A 24,754-nucleotide genomic window follows, 5' to 3' on the forward strand; every position below is an offset into this window, starting at 1 on the left:
TTACCTAACCGCAACCCGCGACCTCGCAACCCAGGCCTGCCGTTTTGGAGGTTCTGGGTCGTTCAATTTCGATCCATGCCGACTTTTTCCACTCCCGTCATCACCGAACTGCGTGCCGTGCCCGTCGCCGGCCAGGACAGCATGTTGCTCAACCTGTCGGGTGCGCACGCTCCCTATTTCACGCGCAACCTGCTCATCTTGCGCGACAGCGCGGGTCGTACCGGCGTGGGTGAAGTGCCGGGGGGTGAGAAGATTCGTCAGACCTTGGAGGACGCCGCGGAACTGGTCGTGGGCCAGCCACTGGGCGAGGTGCAGGCGGTGCTGAACGCCATGCGCGCGCGTTTCGCTGACCGTGACGCGGGTGGGCGCGGTTTGCAAACCTTCGACCTGCGCACCACCATCCATGCCGTGACGGCGGTGGAGAGCGCCATGCTCGACCTGCTGGGACAGCACCTCAACGTGCCCCTGGCTGCTCTGTTGGGCGAAGGGCAGCAGCGCGCTTCGGTCGAAATGCTGGGCTACCTCTTCTTCATCGGTGACCGGCGCAAGACCGATCTGCCCTACCGCGAGGAGTTGGGCTCCGACGATGACTGGTTCCGACTGCGCAACGAGGTCGCCATGACGCCTGAGGCTGTGGTTCGCCTGGCCGAGGCCGCGCATGCCAAGTACGGGTTCAATGATTTCAAGCTCAAGGGCGGAGTGCTGCGCGGCGACGAGGAAGTCGATGCCGTGATCGCCCTGCATGAGCGTTTTCCGCAGGCTCGCGTCACGCTGGACCCCAATGGGGGCTGGTTGCTCAAGGATGCGATCCGTCTGGGCCAGCGCATGCGCGGCGTGGTGGCTTACGCCGAAGACCCGTGTGGCGCCGAAGAGGGATTCAGCGGCCGCGAGGTCATGGCCGAATTCCGGCGCGCCACCGGCCTGCCCACGGCCACCAACATGGTGGCGACCGACTGGCGCCAAATGGTGCACGCGCTGTCGCTGCAAAGTGTTGATATTCCCTTGGCCGACCCCCATTTCTGGACCATGGCTGGCTCCGTGCGCGTGGCCCAAACCTGCCGCGATTGGGGCTTGACTTGGGGCTCACATTCCAACAACCACTTCGACGTTTCCCTGGCGATGTTCACCCACGTGGCCGCCGCGGCGCCGGGCAAAGTGACGGCCATCGACACGCACTGGATCTGGCAGGACGGTCAGCGTCTCACCAAAAACCCGCTGCAGATCGTTGGGGGTCATGTGCGGGTTCCCGCGAAGCCGGGATTGGGCGTGGAACTCGATATGGCTGAAGTCGAAAAGGCACACCAGTTGTACCTGCAGCATGGCTTGGGCGCGCGCGACGATGCCGTGGCCATGCAGTACCTGATTCCTGGCTGGAAGTTCGACAATAAGCGTCCTTGCCTCGTGCGTTGATGGCTTGTTCGCGACAACGATGCAACCTTCTGCGGCGTGATGGCCGCGTTTTTCCTGGACCTCCTCATGAGCACCACCTTTTCCTCCTACAACGCGCGCACCGGTGAGGTGCTGTCCACCCTGAATGCTTCCACGGCGCAAGACATCGACGCAGCCTGCACGGCAGCGGCAGCGGCGTTCCCACTCTGGCAAGCCAGCAGCGGCGCGCAGCGCGCTACCTTGCTGCGGGGCCTCGCGCAGGGGCTGGAAAACGAGCGCGAGGCCCTGATCGCCCTGGCTGACCAAGAGACCGCCCTGGGCCTGCCGCGCCTGACGGGTGAACTGGACCGCACGGCGTTTCAACTGCGCCGTTTCGCCGACATCGCCGAGCGAGGCGTGCCTTTTGAGTTTGTGGACGATCCCGCCGTGGCTGGCGCCCCCCCAGCGGGCCATCCGGCCATGCAGCGCTGGAGCGTGCCCCTCGGTCCGGTCGCCATGTACGCGGCCAGCAATTTCCCCTTCGCTTTCTCCGTGCTGGGCGGTGACACCGCTTCGGCTCTGGCCGCCGGTTGCCCGGTCGTCGTGAAGGCGCACCCCGGCCATCCGCGCCTGTCGCGCCAAGTCTTCGACATCGTTCAGCGCACCCTGAGCGCGCAGGGCTTGCCGGCGGGTCTCGTGGGGATGGTGCAGGGCATCAGCAACGAGGTGGGCGTGCAACTGGTCCGCCACCCTGCCATCGCGGCGGCTGCCTTCACGGGTTCGACGCGCGGTGGCGCCGCCTTGTCCGCCGAGGCCGCGGCCCGTCCGCGCCCGATCCCGTTCTACGGTGAGCTGGGCTCCATCAACCCGGTCATTGCCTTGCCGGCCGAGCTCCAGGCCAAGGGTGCGGACCTCGCTACAGCGCTGGCGGGTTCCATCGCTCTGGGCTCAGGCCAGTTCTGCACCAACCCCGGCGTGGTGGTTCTGATCGATGGATTGCTGTCCGAGGGCAAGGCCATCAACGATGGCTTTGTTGCTCAGCTGGCCCAGGCTTTGGGCGGTCAGAAGCCGCACGCCATGCTCACGCAGGGCATGCGCAAGAACTTCGCTGCCGGCGTGGAACATTGGGCCGAGGCGGGGGCCACCCTGGTCTTGCACCAGCCGGCGCCGCTGGAGCAACCTCCCCATCCGGAATTGGCACAGGTCACCGCCACACAGTTCATCGCCAAATCCGTGCTGCGCGAGGAGGTTTTTGGCCCGAGCAGCTTGGTGGTGCGCGCCGCCAACGTGGCTGAGGCTTTGCAGGTATTGCAGGCTGTCGGCGGCAGCTTGACTGTGACTGTCTGGGGCGCGCAGGCCGAAAGCGCCGAGGTGCAGAGTCTGGTCCGTGGAGCTATGGCGATCGCTGGCCGCGTGTTGTTCGCGGGCGTCCCGACGGGCGTGGCCGTGACGGCGGCTCAGCAGCATGGCGGCCCCTGGCCCAGCAGCAGCCGTCCCGAGAGCACCTCGGTCGGCGACGCTGCGCTGGCGCGCTTCCTTCGCCCGGTGGCTTTGCAGGACGCCCCCGCTTGGCTGACCGCGCGTCAGGGGCGGCCGCTCTGAGCGAGTAGCCCCCTCCGCTGCGCAGAACACAACCGCCACCGGAAGGTGGCGGTTTTTTTCAGATCCGGCCGCCTACAGGGCGGCCGTTTCTTTGGTCCTGACCCTGCGGTTCAGGACGTTCGACTCAACCATTGAGCGCGGCCTTGACCGCAGCGCTGACTTGGCCCATTTCAGCCTTGCCGGCCAGCTTGGCTTTGACCGCACCCATGACCTTGCCCATGTCGCCCGGGCCCTTGGCTCCGAGTTCGGCAACGATGGCCTTGACCTCGGCGGCCACTTCTTCTGCGGACAGGCGCGCGGGCAGATAGGCTTGGAGCACCGTCACCTCGGCCTTTTCCTTGTCCGCCAGGTCTTGGCGCCCGGCCTTTTCGAAGGCTTCGATGCTGTCCTTGCGCTGCTTGAGCAGCTTGTCCACGACCGCGACGACCGCGGCGTCATCGAGGGTGACGCGCTCGTCGACTTCCTTCTGTTTGATGGCGGCCGTCAGCAGGCGTATGGTGCCCAGGCGCTCCATGTCCTTGGCGCGCATGGCGCTCTTCATGTCTTCGTTGATCTGGTCCTTGAGGCTCATGGTCATCTCCATCGGAAAGAGAAAGGGCGGCCGAAAAAACAAAACCCACGCCAAGCGTCCCCGGCGCGGGTTTCACGGGACTGAAGCTCGAACGGCGTTCAGACCTGCCGTACCGAATCAATACAGCTTCTTGGGCAGCTGCATCGAGCGGATGCGCTTGTAGTTGCGCTTGACGGCGGCAGCCTTCTTGCGCTTGCGCTCGGCGGTCGGCTTTTCATAGAACTCGCGGGCGCGCAGGTCGGTCAGCAGGCCCAGCTTTTCGATGGTGCGCTTGAAGCGGCGCAGGGCCACGTCAAACGGCTCGTTTTCTTTGACACGGATGGTGGTCATTCAATCGTTCCGAAGTGTGCGGTCAGAGGGATGGCAGGAAGATCGGGCCTGTCAGCCATGCACCGCGAAGAGTCCCCCGTCTATGGTCTTAACTAGTATTTGGCCGACGGGGTTATGCCAGCAAAGCCGCAAATTATAGCTGGTTTGCCATGCGCGACAAGTTGGCCCAGGGCTTCAGGCCGGGCCCTGAGGCAGCGCCATGGCGCAGGCATGGGCGCTGGCCCAGGCCCATTGGAAGTTATAGCCCCCGAGCCAACCCGTCACGTCCACCACTTCACCGATGAAATACAGGCCTTCCTGATGGCTGGCCTCCAAGGTCTGACTGCTCAGTTGGCGGGTGTCCACGCCGCCGGCAGTCACCTCGGCCTTGGCATACCCTTCGCTGCCTGCGGGTGTGAGCGTCCAACGCTTCAGCCGCTCGGACAAGGCGGCAAGCGCTTTGTCACTGGTTTCCGCCACGGGGCGTTGCCATGAGGGGTCTTGCGCAGTCCAAGTTTCCGCCAAACGGGTCGGCAGCAGAGTAGCCAGTTCATTGGCGAGCAGCTTGCGCGAATGCTGTTTGGTCTCGGCCAGGTGGGCGGCGATGTCCTGACCCGGCAGCAGATCAATGCGAAGCGGCGTACCCGGCTGCCAGTAGCTCGATATCTGCAGAACCGCCGGACCAGACAGGCCGCGGTGGGTGAACAGCAGGTCTTCCAGAAACGCCACCTCGGTGTGTCGGCTCTTGCCTCGGGGGCGCTTCGGGGTGCCATCGGCTTTGTCGCTTGCCGGGGGCGCGGCCGACGGTTCGGCCTCGATCCTCACCGGCAGGGCCAGGCCCGCCAGTTCGGCATAGGGCGCCCAAGCCGAGCTGTCGAAGGTCAAAGGCACCAAGGCGGGTCGCGGTGCGACGACGCGCAGACCGAACTGCCGCGCGAGGCGATGGCCGAAGTCCGTCGCGCCAATCTTGGGAATGGACAGGCCGCCGGTGGCGACCACGAGGGAGTGGCTTTGCACCGGACCGCGATCGGTGTCCAGTTCATAGGCCGTTCCCCCGGCAAGACCAACACCATGGCGCACGGACCGTACTGCGCACGGTTGCCAGTGCGTCACCCCACCGGCCCCACATTCGCGCAGCAGCAGCTGGACGATGTCGTCGGCTGAGCGATCGCAGAAAAGTTGGCCTTTGTGCTTTTCATGCCAGGGAACCCCCGCGCCTTGCAGCAGATCGATGAAGTCAGCCGGTGTGTAGCGCGCCAATGCAGACCGACAGAATTCAGGGTTTTCACTGAGGTAGTGTTTGTGCGGGGCACGCGGGTCCAGGTCCCGATTGGTGAAGTTGCAGCGACCACCACCCGAGATACGGATTTTTTCGGCCACCTTGATGGCGTGGTCGATGAGCAAGACCTTGAGACCGCGTTGTCCCGCGATGCTTGCGCAAAACAGGCCGGCCGCGCCTGCCCCTATCACCACCACATCGAACTGCTCCATGGGGCGGGAGTGTAAGTGCCGTGCTTTTTCTCACCCCACAGGTCGCAGAACAGAAGAATGGAGGCCGACGTTGCTGATCGGCACAGGCCAGCCAAAGGCCTCAAAAAAATGATTTCGGTGTAACGGCCAATCTGATTACGATTGGCGATTGATTTGTCTCATCTTGTGCGCCAGGTCCTGTCAGCGCCATGATGTATTCTTTTCGCCCAAAAAACGAGCGAGCTGATCGAGACATGGGCAAAGGGATCGGCACATAAGAAAGGTCCGTACAAGATGGCTGCAGAGAAAGCATTGGTTCCCGTGAACATTTCGGGAATCCGGGAGGGTGAGCCTTTGCCCTTTCACCTACGCAACGAAGACGGCCAGATCTTGGCTTATCGGGGGCAGCTGGCCCAGCGTGACGTCCTGGAACGCCTGGTGTTTCGCGGTAGGCAGCTGTTCATCGACGCTGCGGAGGACTATTCCGGCGCTTGGGACGAATCGAGCAACACGGGTCCGATCTTGCGCCCCCGCGGGCAAAACTGGTACGACTACCAAGAGGAAGCCAACGTCCTGTTGCGATTGCCCGATGACCCGCGCTTTTTGGCGAGGCTGACTCGTTTCCATGATCACCTGCGCGAACTGGCCATCGCCAACCCGGATGCGGCCCTGCTGGCGCTTTTTTATCTGTCCACCATCGAGGTGCGCTTCTACAGTGCGACCCACGCTATGTTGGTCAGTGTGATGTGTGGACTCGCGGCGCGCAATGTGTTGAATTGGCCCGAGGACAAGGAGCGGACGCTGAGCCTCGCCGCGTTGTCCATGAACGTTGGCATGACGGAACTTCAGGACACGCTCGCGCGCCAGACCACGGCGCTCGCGCCCGATCAAAAAGTGCTGGTGGCCAACCACTCTTCCCGGTCCATGAGCCTGTTGCACCGTGCGGGCGTGACTGACCCGGAGTGGCTGGAGGCCGTGCGCATGCACCATGCCACGTTCACCGGTGGCTTGGGTGCCGAGGTGCCCTGGGCTGAGCGCATGGCCCATTTGATCCAGCGCGCGGATTCCTTTGGCGCCCGTCGAGCGCCCCGCGCCACGCGTGCGCCCCTCGTCGCCGCACGCGCCATGCAGTCCATTTATTTCGATCAAAACAAGCAGATCGATCCTGCGGGTGCGGCCCTCATCAAAGCCGTGGGCATCCACACGCCCGGGTCTTTCGTGCAACTGGAGACCGGGGAAGTGGCCATCGTGGTCAAGCGTGGTCAAATCACGACCACGCCCAAAGTGCTGGTGTTGACCAATGGCGATGGCGTCGCTCTTTCTCGCTTCGTTCCGCGAGACACCGCACTGCCCGGGCAGCGAGTGGCTCGTGCGGTGGAGCGCAGTGAGATCAAGCTCAGCATCAACCTTGAGAGAATTCTCGCGTTCGCGTGAGTCCGCGCGTGTTGCGGGGAGGGCCTACACTGCGTGTCATGCCCGATCAAGCTGTTTCTTCATCGTCTGACGCCGTCACGCTCATCCTGGGCATTGAGTCCTCTTGTGACGAGACCGGGGTGGCCTTGGTCGAAACCAGTGACCGATCCGCGCCTCGACTGCTGGCCCACGCTCTGCACAGCCAGGTCGCCATGCACCAGGCCTACGGCGGCGTGGTGCCTGAACTCGCCAGCCGTGATCACATCCGCCGTGTCTTGCCGCTGACGGATCAGGTGATGCGCGAGGCTGGCCGCAACTTGGCTGACCTTGACGTGGTGGCCTACACGCGCGGTCCCGGCCTTGCGGGTGCGCTCCTGGTGGGCGCGGGCGTGGCTTGTGCGCTGGGCGCGGCCTTGGGCAAGCCCGTGTTGGGCGTGCACCACCTTGAAGGCCATCTGCTTTCGCCTTTCCTGAGTGCGGATCCACCCCAGTTCCCCTTTGTGGCCTTGCTGGTCTCGGGGGGGCACACGCAACTGATGCGCGTGGATGGGGTGGGGCAGTACCAGTTGCTGGGAGAAACCATCGACGATGCCGCGGGTGAGGCCTTCGACAAATCGGCCAAGCTCATGGGACTGGGGTATCCGGGTGGCCCGGCGCTGGCGAAATTGGCGGAGCAGGGCGACGACCAAGCCTTCAAGCTGCCCCGCCCCTTGATGCACAGCGGTGACCTGGACTTTTCATTCGCGGGCCTGAAAACCGCAGTGCTCACTCAATCGCAGCGCCTGCGGCAGATTTCCGACGCTGAGTTCGAGACCCGCAAGGCCGATCTGGCGGCGTCCACACAGGCGGCGATCGTGGACGTGCTGGTGAAAAAGTCATTGGCTGCTTTGGAGTCCACCGGACTCAAGCGTCTGGTCGTGGCCGGTGGCGTGGGCGCCAACAAGTCGCTGCGTGAGCAGCTCAACGCCGCTTGCTCCAACCCTCGGCGCAAGGGAGGTGCGGTGCGCGTTCATTACCCCGAACTGCACCTGTGCACCGACAACGGAGCCATGATTGCGCTGGCTGCCGCCATGCGTTTGCAATCGGGACGGCAGCGTGCACTGCCTGCGGTCAGCTTCGAGGTCAAGCCACGCTGGCCGCTCGATGCAATCACCGCCGACACGGTCTGAGCCGCTTGCGCGGCTCAGACCTCTCTGACGTCTCGTTGTTCACTTCACGCAAAGCGCTGTGCCATCCCACCCCATCGCAAGTGGGGTGCAACCGCCGGTTGAGCGTGCGTGGTTGTGAGCGCTTTCAGTTAACCGTCAGCTTGACGCTGCGGTCCTGCGGCTGCACCTTGGCCAGCTTGAGCGTGAGCACGCCATGCTCGAGCTTGGCTTCACTCGCACTGGCGTCGATGTCTTGGGCCAGCTCGTACACGGCCTTGTACTGCCGCTTGGCTTCGGCCAGCGTCTCGATGCGCACCACATTGCCTTCGATGCCAATGGACAGCTGCTCGCGAGCGACGCCGGGCATGTCGAATGTCAGTTCGATGAACTTGTCGTCTTGCGTCGCCTCGGCGGCCTCGCCAAAGAAGCGGCCACGAGCGGCATGGTCGAACACTCGATCGAGCGAGCGGTCAAATGCGCGCAGAGAGGGAACGAAGGTGGAACGACGTAGAGCGGGAACGAACAACATGGTCAACTCCTGTGTTGAAAATCGGTGGGCTCCTGCACGCGACCCGCGTGCTCGCAACCCTTACACTGCGCGGCTTTCAACCACGATCGCCGCATGGCCTACATCTGTTGGCGCGGCCCTGTTTTTCAAGAGAGTTCCTCCGTGCACCACCGCATGTTTTCCCAGGTCTTGAAGCTGGCCATGGCGGCCTTATTTGTCGCCATTTCGACCCATGCGCAGCCTGCCGCGCCGGCGCCTCAGGGCGCGTCGGCATCCGCCGCGCAGCCCATCCGCATCGCGATGATCGAGGGTCTGAGCGGGCCGTTGGGCAACGCGGGCGAGGCGGTGCACCGCAACCTGGTGTGGGCCATCGAGCGTGTCAACGCTCGCGGCGGTCTGCAGCTGGAGCTTCGCCGCTACGACAGCAAGGGGCAGACCGAGGAGGCGTTGGCCGCCCTGCGCGCCGCGATCGATGACGGCGCGCGCTTCATCATGCAGGGCAACAGCTCGTCCGTGGCGGCTGCGCTGATCGACGCCATCGACAAGCACAACGAGCGTGACCCGGCGCGGCGCGTGCTCTTTCTCAACTATTCGGCGGTGGACCCCATCCTCACCAATGAGAAGTGCAGCTTCTGGCACTTCCGTTTCGACGCGCATGCCGACATGCGCATGGCTGCGCTCATGCGGGTGTTGCAGGAAGACCGCGCGGTGCGCTCCGTCTACCTGATTGGTCAGGACTACAGCTTTGGCCAAGCGGTGTTGCGCGAGGCCCGGAGGCAACTCGGCGCCTTGCGGCCCGACATCGAGATCGTGGGCGAAGAGTTGCACCCCATCGGCCGCGTGAAGGACTTCTTGCCCTACGCGCAGAAGATCAAAGCCAGGACGGCCGAAGTGCGTGGCACCTCGGCTGTGATCACGGGCAATTGGGGCAATGACCTCACCCTGCTGATCAAGGCGGCCCGCGAGGCGGGGTATGACGGCAAGTTCTACACCTTCTACGGAAATGCCTTGGGCGCGCCTGCCGCCATTGGCGCGGCTGGCGTGGGTCAGGTCGTGGCCGTGGCGGACTGGTTGCCCAATGTGCCCGGGGCTCAGAGCGAGTCCTTCTACCGCGCCTTCCGCGAGCGCTTTCCTCGGTCCGAGGACGACTATGTGCACATGCGCATGCAGTTGATGATGGAAGCCCTGGCGCAAGCCATTCAAAAATCGGGTTCCACGGACGCGACGGCGGTGGCCCGTGCGCTGGAGCAGGCGGACGTGACCCTGTCCGGTCAGCGAGGGCGCATGCGCTCGGTTGACCACCAATTTCAGCAGCCCTTGGTGGTGGGGGTGATGGCTCGTCAGGCCCGCGATGGCGAAAAGGACGGCGTCAAATTCGATGTCGAGGGCTCGGGCTACGGATTCCGTGTGATTCGCCAACTGAAGGCGGAGCAGGCTGAGCAGCCAACGTCCTGTCAAATGGCCCGGCCCTGATCACTCTCGATGCAGCCCAGAAGTGCCCAAGTGCTCTTTCCGCCGTTTGCCCTGTTTCAACAACCGCTCTTACCTCGTGGTCAGCCATGCGAAGCATCATCCGAAATCTTGAAGAGTCCAAAATCCGCGAAGTGGCCAATGCGGGTCTGGGGCGTGCTGACCTGCTGACTTTCTGGTTTGGTGAGAGTGATGAAACCCCGCCAGACTTCGTGCGCCAAGCGGCGATCGACTCTTTGGAAAAGGGTGAGGTCTTCTACACCCACAACCTGGGCCTGCCCGAATTGCGCGAGGGACTGGCCGCGCACCTGAGCCGCCTGCACGGCGCGGTCAGCGCGGACCGCATCGCCGTGACCTCGGGTGGCGTCAATGCCCTGATGATCGCCATGCAGGCCCTGCTGGACGCAGGGGACGAGGTGGTCATCGTCACGCCGGTCTGGCCCAATCTGGTGGCCCAGCCGCAGATTCTGGGCGCCAAGCTGAAGTCCGTGCCGCTGCGGCCCATGGGTGGCGCCTGGACGCTGGACATGGACGCGCTGCTGGCGGCGGTGACGCCTGCCACCAAGCTGCTCGTGGTCAATGCGCCGTCCAACCCCACGGGCTGGGCGCTCACGCGGGCCGAGCAGCAGCGCATCCTCGACCATTGCCGTGGCACGGGCACCTGGATCTTGGCCGACGAGGTCTATTCGCAGCTCTATTACGACCAGGAGGGCGCGGGTCCACAAGGCGCCGCGCCCAGCTTCCTCGACATCGCGACGCCGGAGGACCGGCTCATGGTCGTGGGCAGTTTCTCCAAGGCCTTCCTGATGACGGGCTGGCGCCTGGGCTGGCTGGTGTTGCCGCCTTCGTGCACGCACGATGTGGGCAAGCTCATCGAGTTCAATACCTCGTGCGCCAGTGTCTTCACGCAGCGCGCGGCCATCACTGCCCTGGGGCGCGCTGACGAAATAACGCCTCGCGTCGTGGCGCATTTGAAACAATGCCGCGACACCTTGGTCCCGCTCCTGCAGGCGTTGCCGGGCGTTGAACTGGCCATGCCTCGGGCGGGCATGTACGCCTTCTTCCGCATCGCCGGCGGCGCCGCTGAGCTCGCGGATGGCGTGGCGCTGGCCAAGCGCCTGGTGGCCGAGGCGGGACTCGGATTGGCGCCCGGTGAGGCCTTCGGTTCTGAATCCACAGGGTGGCTGCGCTGGTGTTTTGCCTCGCGGGATCTGGAGCGCTTGTCGCAAGGCGTGGCCCGATTGCGCGGGTGGTTGAAAGCCTGAGAGGGACTTGATCTCTGGCTGCATTGCTGGCCGTGATAAGGTTTTGGCTATAATTTCGAGGTTTTGCACGCCCGGAAGCCTTGGGAACAGGGTCGTCAGGTCTGCGGAACGCACGTCAGCAAGCAGTTCCAGCCGCTGGCGCAAGTTGAAACCCGGGACGTTGTGGTCAGGCTCTCCGATATCTGGCGAGTGCCGTCTGCCCTATGTCCCTTCCGCTCTGAGGAAAGAAAATGATTGCATCCAATGTCAAGGCCGAAGTCGTCAAGGCCAATGCCCGTGCCGCCAATGACACCGGCAGCCCCGAGGTGCAGGTTGCCCTGTTGACTGCTCGCATCAACGAGCTGACTCCGCACTTCAAGACCCATGCCAAGGACCACCACGGCCGCCGCGGCCTGCTGCGCATGGTGAGCCGTCGCCGCAAGCTGCTGGACTACCTGAAGGCCAAGGATGCCGCGCGCTACACCGCGCTCATCACCAAGCTGGGCCTGCGCAAGTAAGGTCAGATCATGAACAACGACGCCTGAGTTGGTGCCCATCCGTCAAGATGGTCTGCTGATTCAGGCGTTGTTCACTTCGGAGCCCGCGAGCACAGAGCGAAGCTGTGTCATTCCAAAGCCCCCCCCCCGGTCAGGGAGTTGCTCTGGAATGGCATCGTGTTCTGTGAGGCCTGCTTCGAGCCATGCGGGGGCATTGCCCTCCGTTCACTGAAAGCGGAAAGAGCATCTCTTTCACGCACAACTTAAAGGAGCAGCACATGAGCATGTTCAACAAAATCACCAAGACCTTCCAATGGGGTCAGCACACCGTCACCATGGAAACCGGCGAAATCGCTCGCCAATCCAGCGGTGCGGTGCTCGTCAACGTCGATGACACCGTCGTGCTGGCCACTGTGGTGGCCTCCAAGTCCGCCAAGCCTGGTCAGGACTTCTTCCCCCTGACGGTCGACTACCTCGAGAAGAGCTACGCCGCAGGCAAGATTCCTGGCAGCTTCTTCAAGCGCGAAGGCCGCCCCAGCGAATACGAAACGCTGACCAGCCGCCTGATCGACCGTCCGATCCGCCCCCTGTTCCCCGAGGGCTTCTACAACGAAGTGCAGGTGGTCATTCACACCGTCTCGCTGAACCCCGAGGTCGATGCCGACATCCCCGCCATGATCGCCACCAGCGCGGCCCTGGCCATCAGTGGCATTCCCTTCAACGGCCCCATCGGTGCCGCACGGGTGGGCTACATCAATGGTGAATATGTCTTGAACCCGGGCCAGACCCAGCGCAAGGACAGCCAAATGGATCTGGTGGTCGCCGGCACTGAAGCTGCTGTCCTGATGGTGGAGTCCGAGGCGTTGCAGCTGTCCGAAGAGATCATGCTGGGCGCCGTGGTCTTCGGTCATGACCAAGGCAAGATCGCCATCAACGCCATCCATGATCTGGTGCGCGACGCTGGCAAACCGGTCTGGGACTGGAAGGCCCCGGCCAAAGACGAGGCCCTGATCGCCAAGGTGGCCGCGCTCGGCGAGGAGAAGCTGCGCGCTGCTTACCAGATTCGCAACAAGCAGGCTCGCACCCAGGCTTGCCGCGAGGCCTATGCCGCCGTCAAGGCGGGGCTGACCGAGCAAGGCGTGGAGTTTGACGACGTCAAGGTCGAAGGTCTGCTGTTTGAGATCGAAGCCCGCACCGTGCGCGGTCAGATTCTGGCGGGCGAGCCGCGCATTGACGGTCGCGATACCCGCACCGTGCGTCCGATCGAGATCCGCGACAGCGTGTTGCCGCGTACCCATGGCTCGGCGCTCTTCACGCGCGGCGAAACCCAGGCCTTGGTGATCACGACCCTGGGCACCGAACGCGACGCCCAGCGCATTGATGCGCTGGCGGGTGAGTTCGAGGACCGCTTCATGCTGCACTACAACATGCCGCCCTTCGCCACCGGCGAAACGGGTCGCGTGGGCACGCCCAAGCGTCGCGAGATCGGTCATGGTCGCCTGGCCAAGCGTGCGCTGGTCGCCGTGTTGCCGACCAAGGAAGAGTTTCCTTACACCATGCGCGTGGTGTCGGAAATCACCGAGTCCAATGGTTCCTCGTCCATGGCGTCCGTCTGTGGTGGCTGCCTCTCGCTGATGAACGCGGGCGTTCCGCTCAAGGCGCACGTGGCGGGTATCGCGATGGGCCTGATCAAGGAAGACAACAAGTTCGCCGTGCTGACCGACATCCTGGGCGACGAGGACCACCTCGGCGACATGGACTTCAAGGTGGCTGGCACGACCAACGGCATCACAGCCCTGCAGATGGACATCAAGATTCAGGGCATCACGCGCGAGATCATGCAGGTCGCCTTGGCCCAGGCCAAGGAAGCGCGCATGCACATCTTGGACAAGATGCAGGCCGCCGTGGGCGAGGCCAAGGCTGAGGTGAGCCAGTTCGCGCCGCGCCTGTACACCATGAAGATCAACCCCGAGAAGATCCGCGACGTGATCGGCAAGGGCGGCGCGACCATCCGCGCTCTGACCGAGGAAACCGGCACCCAGATCGACATCGCGGAAGACGGCACCATCACCATCGCCTCGACCGACAGTGTGAAGGCCGAGGAGGCCAAGCGCCGCATTGAGCAGATCACCGCCGAAGTCGAGATCGGCAAGGTCTATGAAGGCCCGATCACCAAGATCCTGGACTTTGGTGCCCTGGTCAACTTGCTGCCTGGTAAGGACGGCCTGCTGCACATCAGCCAGATCGCGCACGAGCGCGTCGAGAAGGTCACGGACTATCTGTCCGAGGGCCAGATCGTCAAGGTCAAGGTGTTGGAGACCGACGAGAAGGGCCGCGTCAAGCTGTCCATGAAGGCGCTGTTGGACCGTCCGGAGCAGCCGCAACGCGCGGAACGCGCAGAGGCCTCCGCGAATGGCGGCGAACAAGGCTGAGGCCTGAGGCGGTGTGGGCATGAAGGCCGTTGAAATCACGCGCTATGGCGAGCCCGAGGTGCTGGTGCTGGGCGAGCGCCCCGATCCGGTGCCAGCGGCTGGCGAGTTGCTGATCCGTGTCGCGGCCAGCGGCATCAACCGGCCCGATGTGTTCCAGCGCCAAGGCAATTACCCGGTGCCGCCGGGTGCTTCCGATATTCCGGGTCTGGAGGTGGCGGGGCAGATCGTTGGTGGAAATGCCGACGAACTGACTGCCGCCGGCTTGAAGCTGGGCGACAAAGTGTGTGCTTTGGTGGCTGGTGGTGGCTATGCCGAGTTGTGCGCGGCGCCGATCGCGCAGTGCTTGCCATATCCGAAGGGGCTCAGCGATGTCGAGGCGGCGTCGCTGCCAGAGACCTTCTTCACGGTGTGGAGCAATGTCTTCGACCGAGGGCGCCTGCAACCGGGTGAGACGCTGCTGATCCAAGGCGGCTCCAGTGGGATCGGCGTGACCGCTATCCAATTGGCGAAAGCCTGGGGCGCGACGGTCATCGTGACGGCAGGCAGCGATGACAAATGCGCCGCCTGTCTGCGTTTGGGCGCGGATCACGCCATCAACTACAAGACGCAGGACTTCAAGGAAGAGGTCAAGCGATTGACGGACGGCAAGGGCGTCGATGTGATCCTCGACATGGTGGGTGGCGAGTATGTCGCCCGCGAGGTCGAGAGTCTGGCCGAGGATGGGCGCATGGTCATCATCGCCGTCCAGGGCGGCACCAAGAGCAGCTTCAACGCTGGCCTGGTGTTGCGCAAGCGCCTGACCATCACTGGTTCTACCTTGCGTCCGCGTCCCGTGGCGTTCAAGGCAGCGATCGCCCAAGCCTGTCGCCAACATGCTTGGCCGCTGATCGAGTCCGGCAAGATCAAGCCCGTCATTTACAGCACATTCCCGCCCGCGCAAGCTGCCCAAGCCCATGCGCTGATGGAGTCGAACCAGCACATCGGCAAGATCGTGCTGAAGTGGAACTGAGTCAGCCATGACGAGCAAGCTGATTGCCGGTAACTGGAAAATGAACGGCAGCCTGGCCGCGAATGCTGCCCTGCTGCAGGCCATCGTGTCGGGTGTGCGGCAGCCTGCCTGTGCTGTGGCGGTATGCGTCCCCGCGCCCTATCTGGCGCAGTGCCAGGCTTTGCTTGCGGGGGCGCGCGTTGAACTCGGTGCGCAGGATGTCTCGGCGCACGAAGCCGGTGCCTACACCGGCGAGGTCTCCGCACCCATGCTGCGCGACTTCGGCGTGCGTTACGCCATCGTCGGCCACTCGGAGCGTCGCCAGTACCACGGTGAGACGGACCAAGTGGTGGCCGAAAAAGTTCAACGTGCGCTGGCTGTTGGCATCACGCCCATCGTTTGCGTTGGAGAGACTTTGGCCGAGCGCGAGGCTGGCTTGACGGAAGAGGTCGTCAAGCGCCAGCTGGCCGCCGTCATTCATTTGAATGGCCATTGCATCAGCGAGATCGTCGTTGCCTACGAACCTGTCTGGGCCATTGGCACGGGCAAGACCGCCACGCCGGAACAGGCGCAAGCCGTTCATGCCGTGCTACGAGCGCAGTTGCAGGCTGCCTCGACCCACGCCGGACGCATTCGCATCCTCTACGGTGGCAGCATGAACGCTGCCAACGCGCCCAGCCTACTGGCCCAGCCCGATATCGATGGTGGCCTGATCGGTGGCGCGTCGCTCAAGGCGGCGGATTTTCTTTCCATCATCACTGCGGCGACTTGAGCGACATCCCTCGGCGCCGCATCCAAGCTCTCAGTCTCACGACATTTGTCTCGAATTCAGGAGTTCATCGCATGAGTTTCATCGTCACCCTACTTGTCACGGTGCAGATCATCACGGCTTTGGCCATGATCGGCCTCGTGCTGATCCAGCATGGCAAGGGCGCCGACATGGGCGCAGCTTTTGGCAGCGGCTCATCGGGTAGCCTGTTCGGTGCCAGCGGTAGCGCAAATTTTCTTTCGCGCACGACAGCGGTGCTGGCAACGGTGTTCTTCTCCGTGACGCTGGCGCTCGCCTACTTTGGCAATGCACGTCCGACCCACTCTGGCAGCGTGTTGGAAGGTCCTGCCGCGGTGGTGCCTGCTGCGCCTGCGTCGTCCGAGAATGCCGCGCAGATCCCTGGGGGCGCGCCTGTGTCTGCTGACAGCCCGGCGGCGCCAGTGAAGAAGGATGCGGCGCCCGCTGCGGGCGGTGCCGCGCAGATTCCTGCGCAATAAAACACAAGAGACGACAGTGTCCCGCGCATGCAAAATGCTGCGCGCGGTGATGGCTCGTCCTTGAGCGGGTGTGTGACTCACATGCGTGGGTGGTGCCGCCCCTTGTCCGGAATCAAGTTTTCATAACTTCTCTGTTTGCCGTCCCCGGAAGTGGGGGAATTCCGGGTAAACTTCCAGCTGCTGGTCGATCGCAACTCCTCATGCAAGGCCGGCGGACAAATCAGCCGTCGTGGTGAAATTGGTAGACACGCTATCTTGAGGGGGTAGTGGCGAAAGCTGTGCGAGTTCGAGTCTCGCCGACGGCACCAAACATAAGCCGACCTGGCCCGCGGCCCTCGCGCGGTGCCGGTCGAATGCGTGATCTAACCCAGAGCAGCAGAGGCAAAGCAGCAAGATGAGCCTTGACCAGTACCTTCCCGTTCTGTTGTTCATCTTGGTGGGTTTGGCCGTGGGTGTGCTGCCCCAGGTCATCGGTTACGTGCTCGGGCCCAACCGCCCCGACGCCGCCAAGAACTCTCCCTACGAATGCGGCTTTGAAGCCTTCGAGGATGCGCGCATGAAGTTCGACGTGCGCTATTACCTCGTTGCCATTCTGTTCATTCTTTTCGATCTTGAAATCGCTTTCCTCTTCCCCTGGGCTGTTGCGCTCAAGGAGGTTGGGGCGGTCGGTTTCTGGGCGGCGATGGTCTTCATCGCCATCCTCGTCGTTGGTTTTGTCTACGAGTGGAAGAAGGGTGCTCTCGACTGGGAGTAGTTCCGCACGAGCTCACCAGACGCACCGCGGGACCACTGATTCTTTGCAAGGAACGCAGCCATGATTGAAGGCGTGTTGAAAGAAGGCTTCGTCACCACCAGCTACGACACCGTGGTGAATTGGGCCAAGACCGGTTCTTTGTGGCCCATGACTTTCGGTCTGGCTTGCTGCGCCGTGGAAATGATGCATGCTGCCGCGGCGCGCTACGACATCGCGCGTTTTGGCTCCGAGGTGTTTCGCGCCAGTCCGCGGCAGTCCGACCTGATGATCGTCGCCGGCACGCTTTGCAACAAAATGGCGCCCGCCTTGCGCAAGGTTTATGACCAAATGAGTGAGCCGCGCTGGGTCATTTCCATGGGTTCCTGTGCCAACGGCGGCGGGTACTACCACTACAGCTATTCCGTGGTCCGCGGCTGCGACCGCATCGTGCCGGTGGACGTCTACGTGCCGGGCTGTCCGCCCACGGCCGAGGCATTGATCTACGGCATCATTCAACTGCAGCAGAAGGTCCGCCGCACGCAGACCATCGCGCGCGTCTGAAGCGCCTACCCAGGGCCTGCGCCTGAAGGAAAACAAATGACCGCTGTTGCCGTGAACCCCGAGGTTCTCAAGAACGCCGTGACCGCCGCGCTGGGCGATCTGGTGCGCCGCATCGAGCTGCGCCTTGATGAAGTCACCGTGGAAGTCGCTCCCAAGGACTATCGCACGGCAGCCATGCTGCTGCGTGACGCGCCAGGCTGCCAATTCGAGCAGCTCATCGATTTGTGCGGAGTGGATTACTCTGCTTATGGCGACGGTGCCTGGGAAGGTGCTCGTTATGCCGTGGTGTCGCACCTCCTTTCCGTCAGTCTGAATCAGCGCGTGCGCGTCAAGGTCTACGCCACCGACGATGAATTCCCTGTGCTGGACTCTTTGACCAGCGTTTGGGCGTCGGCCAACTGGTACGAGCGCGAGGCCTTCGATCTGTTCGGCATCGTTTTCGAGGGGCACGATGATCTGCGTCGGATCCTGACGGATTACGGTTTCATCGGTCATCCTTTCCGCAAAGACTTCCCGCTCTCCGGGCATGTCGAGATGCGCTACGACGCCGAGTTGCAGCGCGTGGTCTACCAGCCTGTGAGTATCGAGCCGCGCGAGATCACGCCGCGCATCATCCGTGAAGACAACTACGGTGGCCTGAAGTAAGGCGAGACGGCATATGGCAGAAATCAAAAACTACACGCTGAACTTCGGTCCCCAGCACCCGGCCGCGCACGGCGTGCTGCGGCTCGTGCTGGAGTTGGATGGCGAGGTCGTGCAGCGCGCCGATCCGCACATTGGCTTGCTCCACCGTGCCACCGAGAAGTTGGCCGAGAGCAAGACCTACATCCAGTCCTTGCCTTACATGGATCGCTTGGATTACGTCTCGATGATGTGCAACGAGCAGGCTTACTGTCTTGCCATCGAGAAGATGCTGGGTATCGAGGTGCCGCTGCGCGCCAAGTACATCCGTACCATGTTCGGCGAGATCACGCGCCTGCTCAACCACCTGATGTGGCTGGGTTCGCATGGCAACGACTGCGGCAGCTCGACCATCCTGATCTATACCTTCCGTGAGCGTGAAGACCTGTTCGACATGTACGAGGCGGTCTCGGGCGCGCGCATGCACGCGGCCTATTTCCGCCCGGGCGGTGTCTACCGTGACCTGCCTGACACCATGCCCCAGCACCAAGCCAGCAAGGTGCGCAGCAACCGCTCCTTGGCGGATCTCAACGCCAAGCGCCAGGGCTCGCTGTTGGATTTCATCGATGACTTCACTCAGCGTTTCCCTAAGTGCGTGGATGAGTACGAAACGCTGCTGACGGATAACCGCATTTGGAAGCAGCGCACGGTGGGCATCGGCGTCGTCACGCCCGAGCGCGCGCTGAACCTGGGCATGACCGGTCCCATGTTGCGCGGCTGCGGCATCGCTTGGGATCTGCGCAAGCAGCAGCCTTATGACGCCTATGACCGCGTCGATTTCGATATCCCCGTGGGCAAGACCGGCGACAGCTACGACCGTTATCTGGTCCGCGTGGCCGAGATGCGCGAGTCCAACAAGATCATCAAGCAGTGTGTGGACTGGCTGCGCGCCAACCCTGGCCCGGTCATCACCGACAACCATAAGGTGGCGCCACCCTCGCGCGAATCCATGAAGTCCAACATGGAGGAGCTGATTCACCACTTCAAGCTCTTCACCGAAGGCTTCCGCATTCCGGCGGGTGAAGCCTATGCTGCGGTCGAGCACCCGAAGGGCGAGTTCGGCATCTACCTCGTGAGCGACGGCGCGAACAAGCCCTATCGCCTGAAGATCCGTGCCCCTGGCTTCGCGCATTTGGCCACGCTGGATGAACTGGCACGCGGCCACATGCTGGCTGACGCGGTGGCCATCATCGGCACGCTGGACATTGTTTTTGGAGAAATCGACCGATGATTTCCGACGCGACCAAAGCACGCACGTCGCCGCTGTCGGCGGCGACCTTTGCCCGATTCAGCAAGGAAGTGGCGAAGTACCCGGCGGAGCAGAAGCAATCCGCCGTGATGGCATGCCTGTCCATCGTGCAGCAGGAGCAGGGGTGGGTCAGCAGCGAGGCCGAGGCCGAGATCGCCGCCTACCTGGGCATGCCCGCGATGGCCGTGCACGAGGTCACGACCTTCTACAACATGTACAACCAGCGGCCGGTGGGCAAGTTCAAACTCAACGTTTGCACCAATCTGCCGTGCCAGTTGCGCGATGGCCAGAAGGCGCTGAACCATCTGGCGGCCAAGCTGGGCATTGCCAAGGGCGAGACCACGGCCGACGGCCTGTTCACCCTGCAGGAAAGCGAGTGCCTGGGTGCTTGCGCCGACGCGCCCGTGATGTTGGTCAACGACCGCACCATGTGCAGCTTCATGAGCAATGACAAGCTGGATCAGCTGATCGACGGGCTGAAAGGAGTGGCTGGCGGCAGCGACTCCAAGGGAGTTGCGGCATGAACGCAGAACAAATCCTTTCGCAGTTCGCCGCCACGGGCGTGCAGACCTGCTTCCACGACCGCCATATCGGCCCACAGATCTACGCGGGACTGAACGGCGCCAACTGGCGCCTGAAGGACTACGAGTCGCGCGGTGGCTATGAAGCGCTCAAAAAGATCCTGAAGGAAGGGTTGACCCAAGACCAGGTGATCGCCACCGTCAAGGAATCGGGTTTGCGCGGCCGTGGCGGCGCGGGCTTCCCGACCGGTCTGAAGTGGAGCTTCATGCCGCGTCAGTTCCCGGGCCAGAAGTACTTGGTCTGCAACTCGGACGAGGGCGAACCCGGCACCTGCAAGGACCGCGACATCCTCATGTACAACCCCCACATCGTGATCGAAGGCATGGCGATCGCCGCCTATGCCATGGGCATCACGGTGGGCTACAACTACATCCACGGCGAGATCTTCGAGGTCTACGAGCGCTTCGAAGCCGCGCTGGAGGAGGCGAGGGCGGCTGGCTACCTGGGTGACAAGATTCTGGGCAGCGGCTTCAGCTTCCAGCTTCACGCTCACCATGGTTTCGGCGCCTACATTTGTGGCGAAGAAACTGCCTTGCTCGAGTCGCTCGAAGGCAAGAAGGGGCAGCCGCGCTTCAAGCCGCCGTTCCCGGCCAGCTTTGGCCTTTACGGCAAACCGACCACCATCAACAACACCGAGACCTTCGCGGCGGTGCCCTGGATCATCCGCAACGGTGGACAGGCCTATCTGGAGATCGGCAAGCCCAACAACGGCGGCACCAAGATCTTCTCGGTCAGCGGCGACGTGGAGCGCCCGGGCAATTACGAGATTCCGCTGGGCACGCCCTTCAGCAAGCTGCTGGAACTGGCGGGCGGCGTGAAGGGCGGGAAGAAGCTCAAGGCCGTGATTCCTGGCGGCTCTTCGGCGCCGGTGTTGCCGGCCCACATCATGATGGAATGCACGATGGATTACGACTCCATCTCCAAGGCGGGCTCCATGCTCGGCTCGGGCGCGGTCATCGTGATGGACGAGACGCGCGACATGGTGGAGTCGCTCAAGCGCCTGTCTTATTTCTACATGCACGAGTCCTGCGGCCAGTGCACGCCGTGCCGCGAAGGCACGGGCTGGCTCTGGCGTCTGGTTGACCGCATTCAGCGCGGCGAAGGCCGCCCCGAAGACATGGCGACCCTGGACTCCGTGGCGGGCAACATCATGGGGCGCACCATTTGCGCCTTGGGCGATGCGGCAGCCATGCCGGTGCGCGCCATGATCAAGCACTTCCGCCCCGAATTCGAGGCGCTGATTCCCAAGCCCACGACTCAAAAGTCGGTTACCGCGGCCTGAAAGTAGCTATGGTTGAAATCGAACTCGACGGCAAGAAGGTGGAGGTGGTCGAAGGCAGCATGGTCATGCATGCCGCCGAAAAGGCCGGAACCTACATTCCCCATTTCTGCTATCACAAGAAGCTCAGCATCGCCGCCAACTGCCGTATGTGCCTGGTGGACGTGGAAAAGGTGCCCAAGCCGGTGCCCGCCTGTGCCACGCCCGTGACCCAGGGCATGATCGTGCGCACCAAGAGCGACCGCGCCATCAAGGCCCAGCAGTCGGTCATGGAGTTCCTGCTGATCAACCACCCGCTGGATTGCCCCATTTGCGACCAGGGCGGTGAGTGCCAGTTGCAGGATCTGGCCGTGGGTTACGGCGCGTCGGCCTCGCGCTACGAAGAAGAAAAGCGCGTGGTCTTCCACAAGGACGTGGGCCCGCTCATCAGCATGGAAGAGATGAGCCGCTGCATCCACTGCACCCGCTGCGTGCGCTTCGGCCAGGAAGTGGCCGGCGTGATGGAGCTGGGCATGAGTCACCGCGGCGAGCATTCCGAGATCGAAACCTTCGTCGGCAAGTCGGTGGACTCCGAGCTGTCCGGCAACATGATCGACATCTGCCCCGTTGGCGCGCTGACGAGCAAGCCGTTCCGCTACAGCGCCCGCACCTGGGAGTTGTCGCGTCGCAAGTCGGTCAGTCCGCACGACAGCACGGGCGCCAACCTGATCGTGCAGGTCAAGAACAACAAGGTCATGCGGGTCGTTCCGCTGGAGAACGACGCGGTCAATGAATGCTGGATCGCCGACCGTGACCGTTATTCCTACGAGGCTTTGAACGGTCCGGACCGTCTGACACAGCCCATGCTCAAGCAGGGCGGCGAGTGGAAGGAAGTGGATTGGCAAACCGCGCTGGAGTATGTGGCGACCGGCCTGCGTGACATCAAGGCTCAGCACGGCGCGAACAGCATCGGTACCCTGGTCAGCCCCCACAGCACCTTGGAAGAGCTGTTCCTGGCGACGAATCTGGTGCGCGGCCTGGGTGGTGACAGCATCGACCATCGCCTGCGTCATGCAGAGTTCACCAAGAGCGAGGGCGTGCGTCATCTCGGCCTTCCGATCGCCGCGTTGAGCCAGCTGCAGCGCGTGCTGGTGGTCGGTAGCAACCTGCGCAAGGACCATCCGCTGTTCGCGCAGCGCATCCGCCAGGCTGCGCGTCACGGCGCTCAAGTCAACGCCATCACTTCAGCCAAGCTCTACAACAGCGCGGACGCCTGGGCCCTGCCCGTGGCGAACTCAGTCGTGACCGACGCCGCGCAGTGGGCGCAGGCCCTGGCAGCCGTGGCTGCAGCAGTCGCCGCCGAAAAAGGGGTGCCTGCGCCTGTTCCGGCTCAGGCCACTGCCGAGGCCACGGCCATCGCCAAATCGCTGCTTGGCGGCGACCGCAAAGCCGTGCTGCTGGGCAACGCCGCCGCGCACGCGGCCAACGCATCGACGCTGCTGGCTCTGGCCAACTGGATCGGCGCGCAGACCGGCGCCTCCGTGGGTTACCTGACCGAGGCGGCCAACACCGTGGGTGCTCAATGGGTCGGTGCTCAGCCTCAGGGTGCTGGCTTGAACGCGGCGCAGATCCTGGGCGGTCAGAGCAAGGCGGTCGTTTTGCTTAACGTTGAACCCGAGGACACGGTCGCGGGCCCGGTGGCCGGGATGGGTCTGGGCAAGGCGGAGATGGTTGTGACCTTGTCGCCCTTCAAGACCAACCTGGCCTTCAGCGACGTGCTGCTGCCCATTGCGCCCTTCAGTGAAACCTCGGGTAGCTTCGTCAATGCCGAAGGCCGTGTGCAGAGCTTCCACGCGGTGGTCAAGCCCCTGGGCGAGACGCGTCCGGCCTGGAAGGTGCTGCGTGTGCTGGGCAATCTGCTGGGGTTGCCGGGCTTTGATTTCGATGCATCGCAGGACGTGCTGGCCGCTGCGACGGCCAAGCCGGCGCATCTGTCAAACGCCACCAGTGCTGCCATCAACCTGTCCGTGCCGGCCGGTGAACCGGTCAGCGCGGCGATTTATCAACTGGATGGGCTGGTGCGCCGGGCCACGTCACTGCAATTGACGGCCGATGCCAAAGCCAGCCCACAACGCGCGAACGAGGGAGCCGCCGCATGATAGACGCGCTCTACAACGGGGGATTGAACCTGATCGCCGCAGGCTGGTGGGGTGACATCGCCTGGCCCGTGATCTGGACGCTGATCAAAATCGTCTGCGTGCTGCTGCCGGTGCTGATCGCCGTGGCCTACCTCACGCTGTGGGAACGCCGCCTGCTGGGTTTCATGCAGGTGCGCCTCGGGCCCAACCGCGTCGGTCCTCTCGGGTTGCTGCAACCGTTCGCCGACGCGCTCAAGCTGCTCACCAAGGAAATCATCCAACCGACGGCCGCGGCCAAGGGCCTGTTCGTGCTCGGCCCGATGCTGGCCATCATGCCAGCGTTGGCCGCCTGGGTGGCCATTCCCTTCGGACCGGACGTCGCGTTGACCAATGTCAACGTCGGCCTGATGCTGATCATGGCCATCACCTCGATCGAGGTCTACGGCGTGATCATCGCGGGCTGGGCCTCCAACTCCAAGTACGCCTTCTTGGGTGCACTGCGCGCCTCGGCGCAAATGGTGAGTTATGAAATCGCAATGGGCTTTTGCTTCCTGGTCGTCCTGATGGTGACAGGCAGCATGAACCTGACCGATATCGTGCAAGCACAAGAGCAAGGCCAGTTCGCCGCCATGGGACTGAATTTCCTCTCCTGGAATTGGCTGCCTCTGTTGCCCATCTTCGTGGTGTACCTGATTTCCTCGGTGGCCGAGACCAACCGCCATCCCTTCGACGTGGTCGAAGGCGAGGCCGAAATCGTGGCCGGTCACATGGTCGAATATTCGGGCATGGGCTTCGCCATCTTCTTCCTGGCGGAATACGCCAGCATGTGGCTGGTGTCCATCCTCGCGGTGGTCATGTTCCTGGGGGGCTGGTCGGCGCCCGTGGCCGCGCTGGATTTCATCCCTGGCTGGATCTGGCTCGGCTTGAAGACCTTCTTCATCGTGTCCTGCTTCATCTGGATCCGCGCTACCTTCCCGCGCTTCCGTTACGACCAGATCATGCGTCTGGGCTGGAAGATTTTCATCCCGGTCACCTTGGTGTGGCTGCTCGTCGTCGGCATCTGGATGCAGACGCCGTGGAACATCTGGAACTGAGCATGAGCCCCCACGCTTGTCACTTCGTGTACCGCGCTGCCCCCCGAGGGGGTGCGCTTTCCCTTGGGACTGCCCGGCGGGAAAACATGCGCCCCCACGCTCATCACTTCGTGTATTCGCTGCCCCCCGAGGGGGCGCCGTCTGCCTTGGGGCGGCCCTGCGGCAGCCGAGG

At 63.3% G+C, this 24,754-nt stretch carries 23 protein-coding genes and 1 tRNA gene; 20 read left to right on the forward strand and 4 right to left on the reverse strand.

Translation table 11 applies throughout. The features are described from left to right. Nucleotides 1-75 precede the first annotated feature (75 nt). Both gudD and ACLBKS_RS13825 read left to right on the forward strand, forming a co-directional pair. Complete coding sequence (gene gudD / locus ACLBKS_RS13820) at nucleotides 76-1,410, forward strand: glucarate dehydratase (protein WP_410193390.1); 1,335 nt, start codon at nucleotides 76-78, stop codon at nucleotides 1,408-1,410. A 66-nt stretch (nucleotides 1,411-1,476) separates the two neighbouring features. Then, on the forward strand, nucleotides 1,477-2,970 hold the full coding sequence (locus ACLBKS_RS13825) for an aldehyde dehydrogenase (NADP(+)) (protein ID WP_410193391.1): 1,494 nt from the start codon (nucleotides 1,477-1,479) through the stop codon (nucleotides 2,968-2,970). 124 nt (nucleotides 2,971-3,094) lie between these two features. Here the strand turns inward: ACLBKS_RS13825 and ACLBKS_RS13830 are convergent, their stop codons facing one another. The 3 genes from ACLBKS_RS13830 to ACLBKS_RS13840 all read right to left on the reverse strand — a co-directional run bounded on the left by ACLBKS_RS13830 (nucleotide 3,095) and on the right by ACLBKS_RS13840 (nucleotide 5,341). Continuing rightward, entirely contained in the window at nucleotides 3,095-3,541 is a 447-nt protein-coding gene (locus ACLBKS_RS13830) for a GatB/YqeY domain-containing protein (protein ID WP_410193392.1), read from the reverse strand. Between the two features lie 117 nt (nucleotides 3,542-3,658). Then, a complete protein-coding gene (gene rpsU / locus ACLBKS_RS13835; RefSeq protein WP_006296472.1) occupies nucleotides 3,659-3,871 on the reverse strand; it encodes a 30S ribosomal protein S21 in 213 nt (70 codons plus the stop codon). A 174-nt stretch (nucleotides 3,872-4,045) separates the two neighbouring features. After that, nucleotides 4,046-5,341, reverse strand: a complete 1,296-nt coding sequence (locus ACLBKS_RS13840; RefSeq protein ID WP_410193393.1) for an NAD(P)/FAD-dependent oxidoreductase — start codon at nucleotides 5,339-5,341, stop codon at nucleotides 4,046-4,048. A gap of 300 nt (nucleotides 5,342-5,641) precedes the next feature. Between ACLBKS_RS13840 and ACLBKS_RS13845 the strand changes: the two genes are divergently transcribed. Then, nucleotides 5,642-6,754: an HD-GYP domain-containing protein gene (locus tag ACLBKS_RS13845; protein WP_410193394.1), complete on the forward strand. Its 1,113-nt coding sequence runs from the start codon at nucleotides 5,642-5,644 to the stop codon at nucleotides 6,752-6,754. 38 nt (nucleotides 6,755-6,792) lie between these two features. Next, entirely contained in the window at nucleotides 6,793-7,902 is a 1,110-nt protein-coding gene (gene tsaD / locus ACLBKS_RS13850; RefSeq protein ID WP_410193395.1) for a tRNA (adenosine(37)-N6)-threonylcarbamoyltransferase complex transferase subunit TsaD, read from the forward strand. Between the two features lie 124 nt (nucleotides 7,903-8,026). On the opposite strand, the gene ACLBKS_RS13855 is transcribed toward tsaD, so the two are convergent. Further along, complete coding sequence (locus tag ACLBKS_RS13855) at nucleotides 8,027-8,410, reverse strand: Hsp20/alpha crystallin family protein (protein ID WP_410193396.1); 384 nt, start codon at nucleotides 8,408-8,410, stop codon at nucleotides 8,027-8,029. A gap of 153 nt (nucleotides 8,411-8,563) precedes the next feature. On the opposite strand from ACLBKS_RS13855, the gene ACLBKS_RS13860 reads away from it, so the two are divergent. From ACLBKS_RS13860 to nuoH, 16 genes are all read left to right on the forward strand, one after another. Then, entirely contained in the window at nucleotides 8,564-9,862 is a 1,299-nt protein-coding gene (locus ACLBKS_RS13860) for a branched-chain amino acid ABC transporter substrate-binding protein (RefSeq protein ID WP_410193573.1), read from the forward strand. Beyond that, nucleotides 9,859-11,124, forward strand: coding sequence for a pyridoxal phosphate-dependent aminotransferase (locus tag ACLBKS_RS13865; RefSeq protein ID WP_410193574.1), 1,266 nt, complete (start codon nucleotides 9,859-9,861; stop codon nucleotides 11,122-11,124). Before ACLBKS_RS13860 ends, ACLBKS_RS13865 begins: the two co-directional genes overlap by 4 nt. A 230-nt stretch (nucleotides 11,125-11,354) precedes the next feature. Further along, nucleotides 11,355-11,621, forward strand: coding sequence for a 30S ribosomal protein S15 (rpsO, locus tag ACLBKS_RS13870; RefSeq protein WP_410193397.1), 267 nt, complete (start codon nucleotides 11,355-11,357; stop codon nucleotides 11,619-11,621). Nucleotides 11,622-11,878: 257 nt separating this feature from the next. Beyond that, nucleotides 11,879-14,032: a polyribonucleotide nucleotidyltransferase gene (gene pnp, locus ACLBKS_RS13875; protein WP_410193398.1), complete on the forward strand. Its 2,154-nt coding sequence runs from the start codon at nucleotides 11,879-11,881 to the stop codon at nucleotides 14,030-14,032. Between the two features lie 19 nt (nucleotides 14,033-14,051). Further along, complete coding sequence (locus tag ACLBKS_RS13880) at nucleotides 14,052-15,041, forward strand: NAD(P)H-quinone oxidoreductase (protein WP_410193399.1); 990 nt, start codon at nucleotides 14,052-14,054, stop codon at nucleotides 15,039-15,041. A 7-nt stretch (nucleotides 15,042-15,048) separates the two neighbouring features. After that, the gene (gene tpiA / locus ACLBKS_RS13885; protein ID WP_410193400.1) at nucleotides 15,049-15,792 is read left to right on the forward strand and encodes a triose-phosphate isomerase; all 744 of its coding nucleotides are present in this window, start codon (nucleotides 15,049-15,051) and stop codon (nucleotides 15,790-15,792) included. A 71-nt stretch (nucleotides 15,793-15,863) separates the two neighbouring features. Then, nucleotides 15,864-16,286, forward strand: a complete 423-nt coding sequence (secG, locus tag ACLBKS_RS13890) for a preprotein translocase subunit SecG (protein ID WP_410193401.1) — start codon at nucleotides 15,864-15,866, stop codon at nucleotides 16,284-16,286. Between the two features lie 223 nt (nucleotides 16,287-16,509). Continuing rightward, nucleotides 16,510-16,594: transfer RNA gene (locus tag ACLBKS_RS13895), tRNA-Leu, on the forward strand. 86 nt (nucleotides 16,595-16,680) lie between these two features. Next, nucleotides 16,681-17,040 carry an NADH-quinone oxidoreductase subunit A gene (locus tag ACLBKS_RS13900; protein ID WP_410193402.1) on the forward strand — a complete coding sequence of 120 codons (360 nt, stop codon included), beginning with the start codon at nucleotides 16,681-16,683 and terminating at the stop codon, nucleotides 17,038-17,040. Between the two features lie 60 nt (nucleotides 17,041-17,100). Next, entirely contained in the window at nucleotides 17,101-17,580 is a 480-nt protein-coding gene (locus tag ACLBKS_RS13905) for a NuoB/complex I 20 kDa subunit family protein (RefSeq protein WP_006296490.1), read from the forward strand. 36 nt (nucleotides 17,581-17,616) lie between these two features. Further along, the gene (locus ACLBKS_RS13910; RefSeq protein ID WP_410193403.1) at nucleotides 17,617-18,225 is read left to right on the forward strand and encodes an NADH-quinone oxidoreductase subunit C; all 609 of its coding nucleotides are present in this window, start codon (nucleotides 17,617-17,619) and stop codon (nucleotides 18,223-18,225) included. A 13-nt stretch (nucleotides 18,226-18,238) separates the two neighbouring features. Next, nucleotides 18,239-19,492 carry an NADH-quinone oxidoreductase subunit D gene (locus ACLBKS_RS13915; protein ID WP_410193404.1) on the forward strand — a complete coding sequence of 418 codons (1,254 nt, stop codon included), beginning with the start codon at nucleotides 18,239-18,241 and terminating at the stop codon, nucleotides 19,490-19,492. Beyond that, a complete protein-coding gene (gene nuoE / locus ACLBKS_RS13920) occupies nucleotides 19,489-20,034 on the forward strand; it encodes an NADH-quinone oxidoreductase subunit NuoE (protein ID WP_410193405.1) in 546 nt (181 codons plus the stop codon). Before ACLBKS_RS13915 ends, nuoE begins: the two co-directional genes overlap by 4 nt. Continuing rightward, nucleotides 20,031-21,374, forward strand: a complete 1,344-nt coding sequence (gene nuoF / locus ACLBKS_RS13925; protein ID WP_410193406.1) for an NADH-quinone oxidoreductase subunit NuoF — start codon at nucleotides 20,031-20,033, stop codon at nucleotides 21,372-21,374. The genes nuoE and nuoF overlap by 4 nt, the downstream gene beginning before the upstream one ends. An 8-nt stretch (nucleotides 21,375-21,382) precedes the next feature. Beyond that, the gene (gene nuoG, locus ACLBKS_RS13930) at nucleotides 21,383-23,509 is read left to right on the forward strand and encodes an NADH-quinone oxidoreductase subunit NuoG (RefSeq protein WP_410193407.1); all 2,127 of its coding nucleotides are present in this window, start codon (nucleotides 21,383-21,385) and stop codon (nucleotides 23,507-23,509) included. After that, nucleotides 23,506-24,582, forward strand: coding sequence for an NADH-quinone oxidoreductase subunit NuoH (nuoH, locus tag ACLBKS_RS13935; protein WP_410193408.1), 1,077 nt, complete (start codon nucleotides 23,506-23,508; stop codon nucleotides 24,580-24,582). The genes nuoG and nuoH overlap by 4 nt, the downstream gene beginning before the upstream one ends. Nucleotides 24,583-24,754 lie beyond the last annotated feature (172 nt).

This window comes from Hylemonella sp. W303a (assembly GCF_046452315.1).
Classification (GTDB): Bacteria; Pseudomonadota; Gammaproteobacteria; order Burkholderiales; family Burkholderiaceae_C; genus Hylemonella.

Excerpts from the sequence above, each read along its gene's own strand:
- gudD (WP_410193390.1), top strand. The coding sequence starts at position 76 with ATGCCGACTTTTTCCACTCCCGTCATCACCGAACTGCGTGCCGTGCCC.
- ACLBKS_RS13825 (WP_410193391.1), top strand. The coding sequence starts at position 1,477 with ATGAGCACCACCTTTTCCTCCTACAACGCGCGCACCGGTGAGGTGCTG.
- ACLBKS_RS13830 (WP_410193392.1), bottom strand. The coding sequence starts at position 3,541 with ATGAGCCTCAAGGACCAGATCAACGAAGACATGAAGAGCGCCATGCGC.
- rpsU (WP_006296472.1), bottom strand. The coding sequence starts at position 3,871 with ATGACCACCATCCGTGTCAAAGAAAACGAGCCGTTTGACGTGGCCCTG.
- ACLBKS_RS13840 (WP_410193393.1), bottom strand. The coding sequence starts at position 5,341 with ATGGAGCAGTTCGATGTGGTGGTGATAGGGGCAGGCGCGGCCGGCCTG.
- tsaD (WP_410193395.1), top strand. The coding sequence starts at position 6,793 with ATGCCCGATCAAGCTGTTTCTTCATCGTCTGACGCCGTCACGCTCATC.
- ACLBKS_RS13855 (WP_410193396.1), bottom strand. The coding sequence starts at position 8,410 with ATGTTGTTCGTTCCCGCTCTACGTCGTTCCACCTTCGTTCCCTCTCTG.
- ACLBKS_RS13860 (WP_410193573.1), top strand. The coding sequence starts at position 8,564 with ATGTTTTCCCAGGTCTTGAAGCTGGCCATGGCGGCCTTATTTGTCGCC.
- rpsO (WP_410193397.1), top strand. The coding sequence starts at position 11,355 with ATGATTGCATCCAATGTCAAGGCCGAAGTCGTCAAGGCCAATGCCCGT.
- pnp (WP_410193398.1), top strand. The coding sequence starts at position 11,879 with ATGAGCATGTTCAACAAAATCACCAAGACCTTCCAATGGGGTCAGCAC.
- ACLBKS_RS13880 (WP_410193399.1), top strand. The coding sequence starts at position 14,052 with ATGAAGGCCGTTGAAATCACGCGCTATGGCGAGCCCGAGGTGCTGGTG.
- tpiA (WP_410193400.1), top strand. The coding sequence starts at position 15,049 with ATGACGAGCAAGCTGATTGCCGGTAACTGGAAAATGAACGGCAGCCTG.
- secG (WP_410193401.1), top strand. The coding sequence starts at position 15,864 with ATGAGTTTCATCGTCACCCTACTTGTCACGGTGCAGATCATCACGGCT.
- ACLBKS_RS13900 (WP_410193402.1), top strand. The coding sequence starts at position 16,681 with ATGAGCCTTGACCAGTACCTTCCCGTTCTGTTGTTCATCTTGGTGGGT.
- ACLBKS_RS13905 (WP_006296490.1), top strand. The coding sequence starts at position 17,101 with ATGATTGAAGGCGTGTTGAAAGAAGGCTTCGTCACCACCAGCTACGAC.
- ACLBKS_RS13910 (WP_410193403.1), top strand. The coding sequence starts at position 17,617 with ATGACCGCTGTTGCCGTGAACCCCGAGGTTCTCAAGAACGCCGTGACC.
- ACLBKS_RS13915 (WP_410193404.1), top strand. The coding sequence starts at position 18,239 with ATGGCAGAAATCAAAAACTACACGCTGAACTTCGGTCCCCAGCACCCG.
- nuoE (WP_410193405.1), top strand. The coding sequence starts at position 19,489 with ATGATTTCCGACGCGACCAAAGCACGCACGTCGCCGCTGTCGGCGGCG.
- nuoF (WP_410193406.1), top strand. The coding sequence starts at position 20,031 with ATGAACGCAGAACAAATCCTTTCGCAGTTCGCCGCCACGGGCGTGCAG.
- nuoG (WP_410193407.1), top strand. The coding sequence starts at position 21,383 with ATGGTTGAAATCGAACTCGACGGCAAGAAGGTGGAGGTGGTCGAAGGC.
- nuoH (WP_410193408.1), top strand. The coding sequence starts at position 23,506 with ATGATAGACGCGCTCTACAACGGGGGATTGAACCTGATCGCCGCAGGC.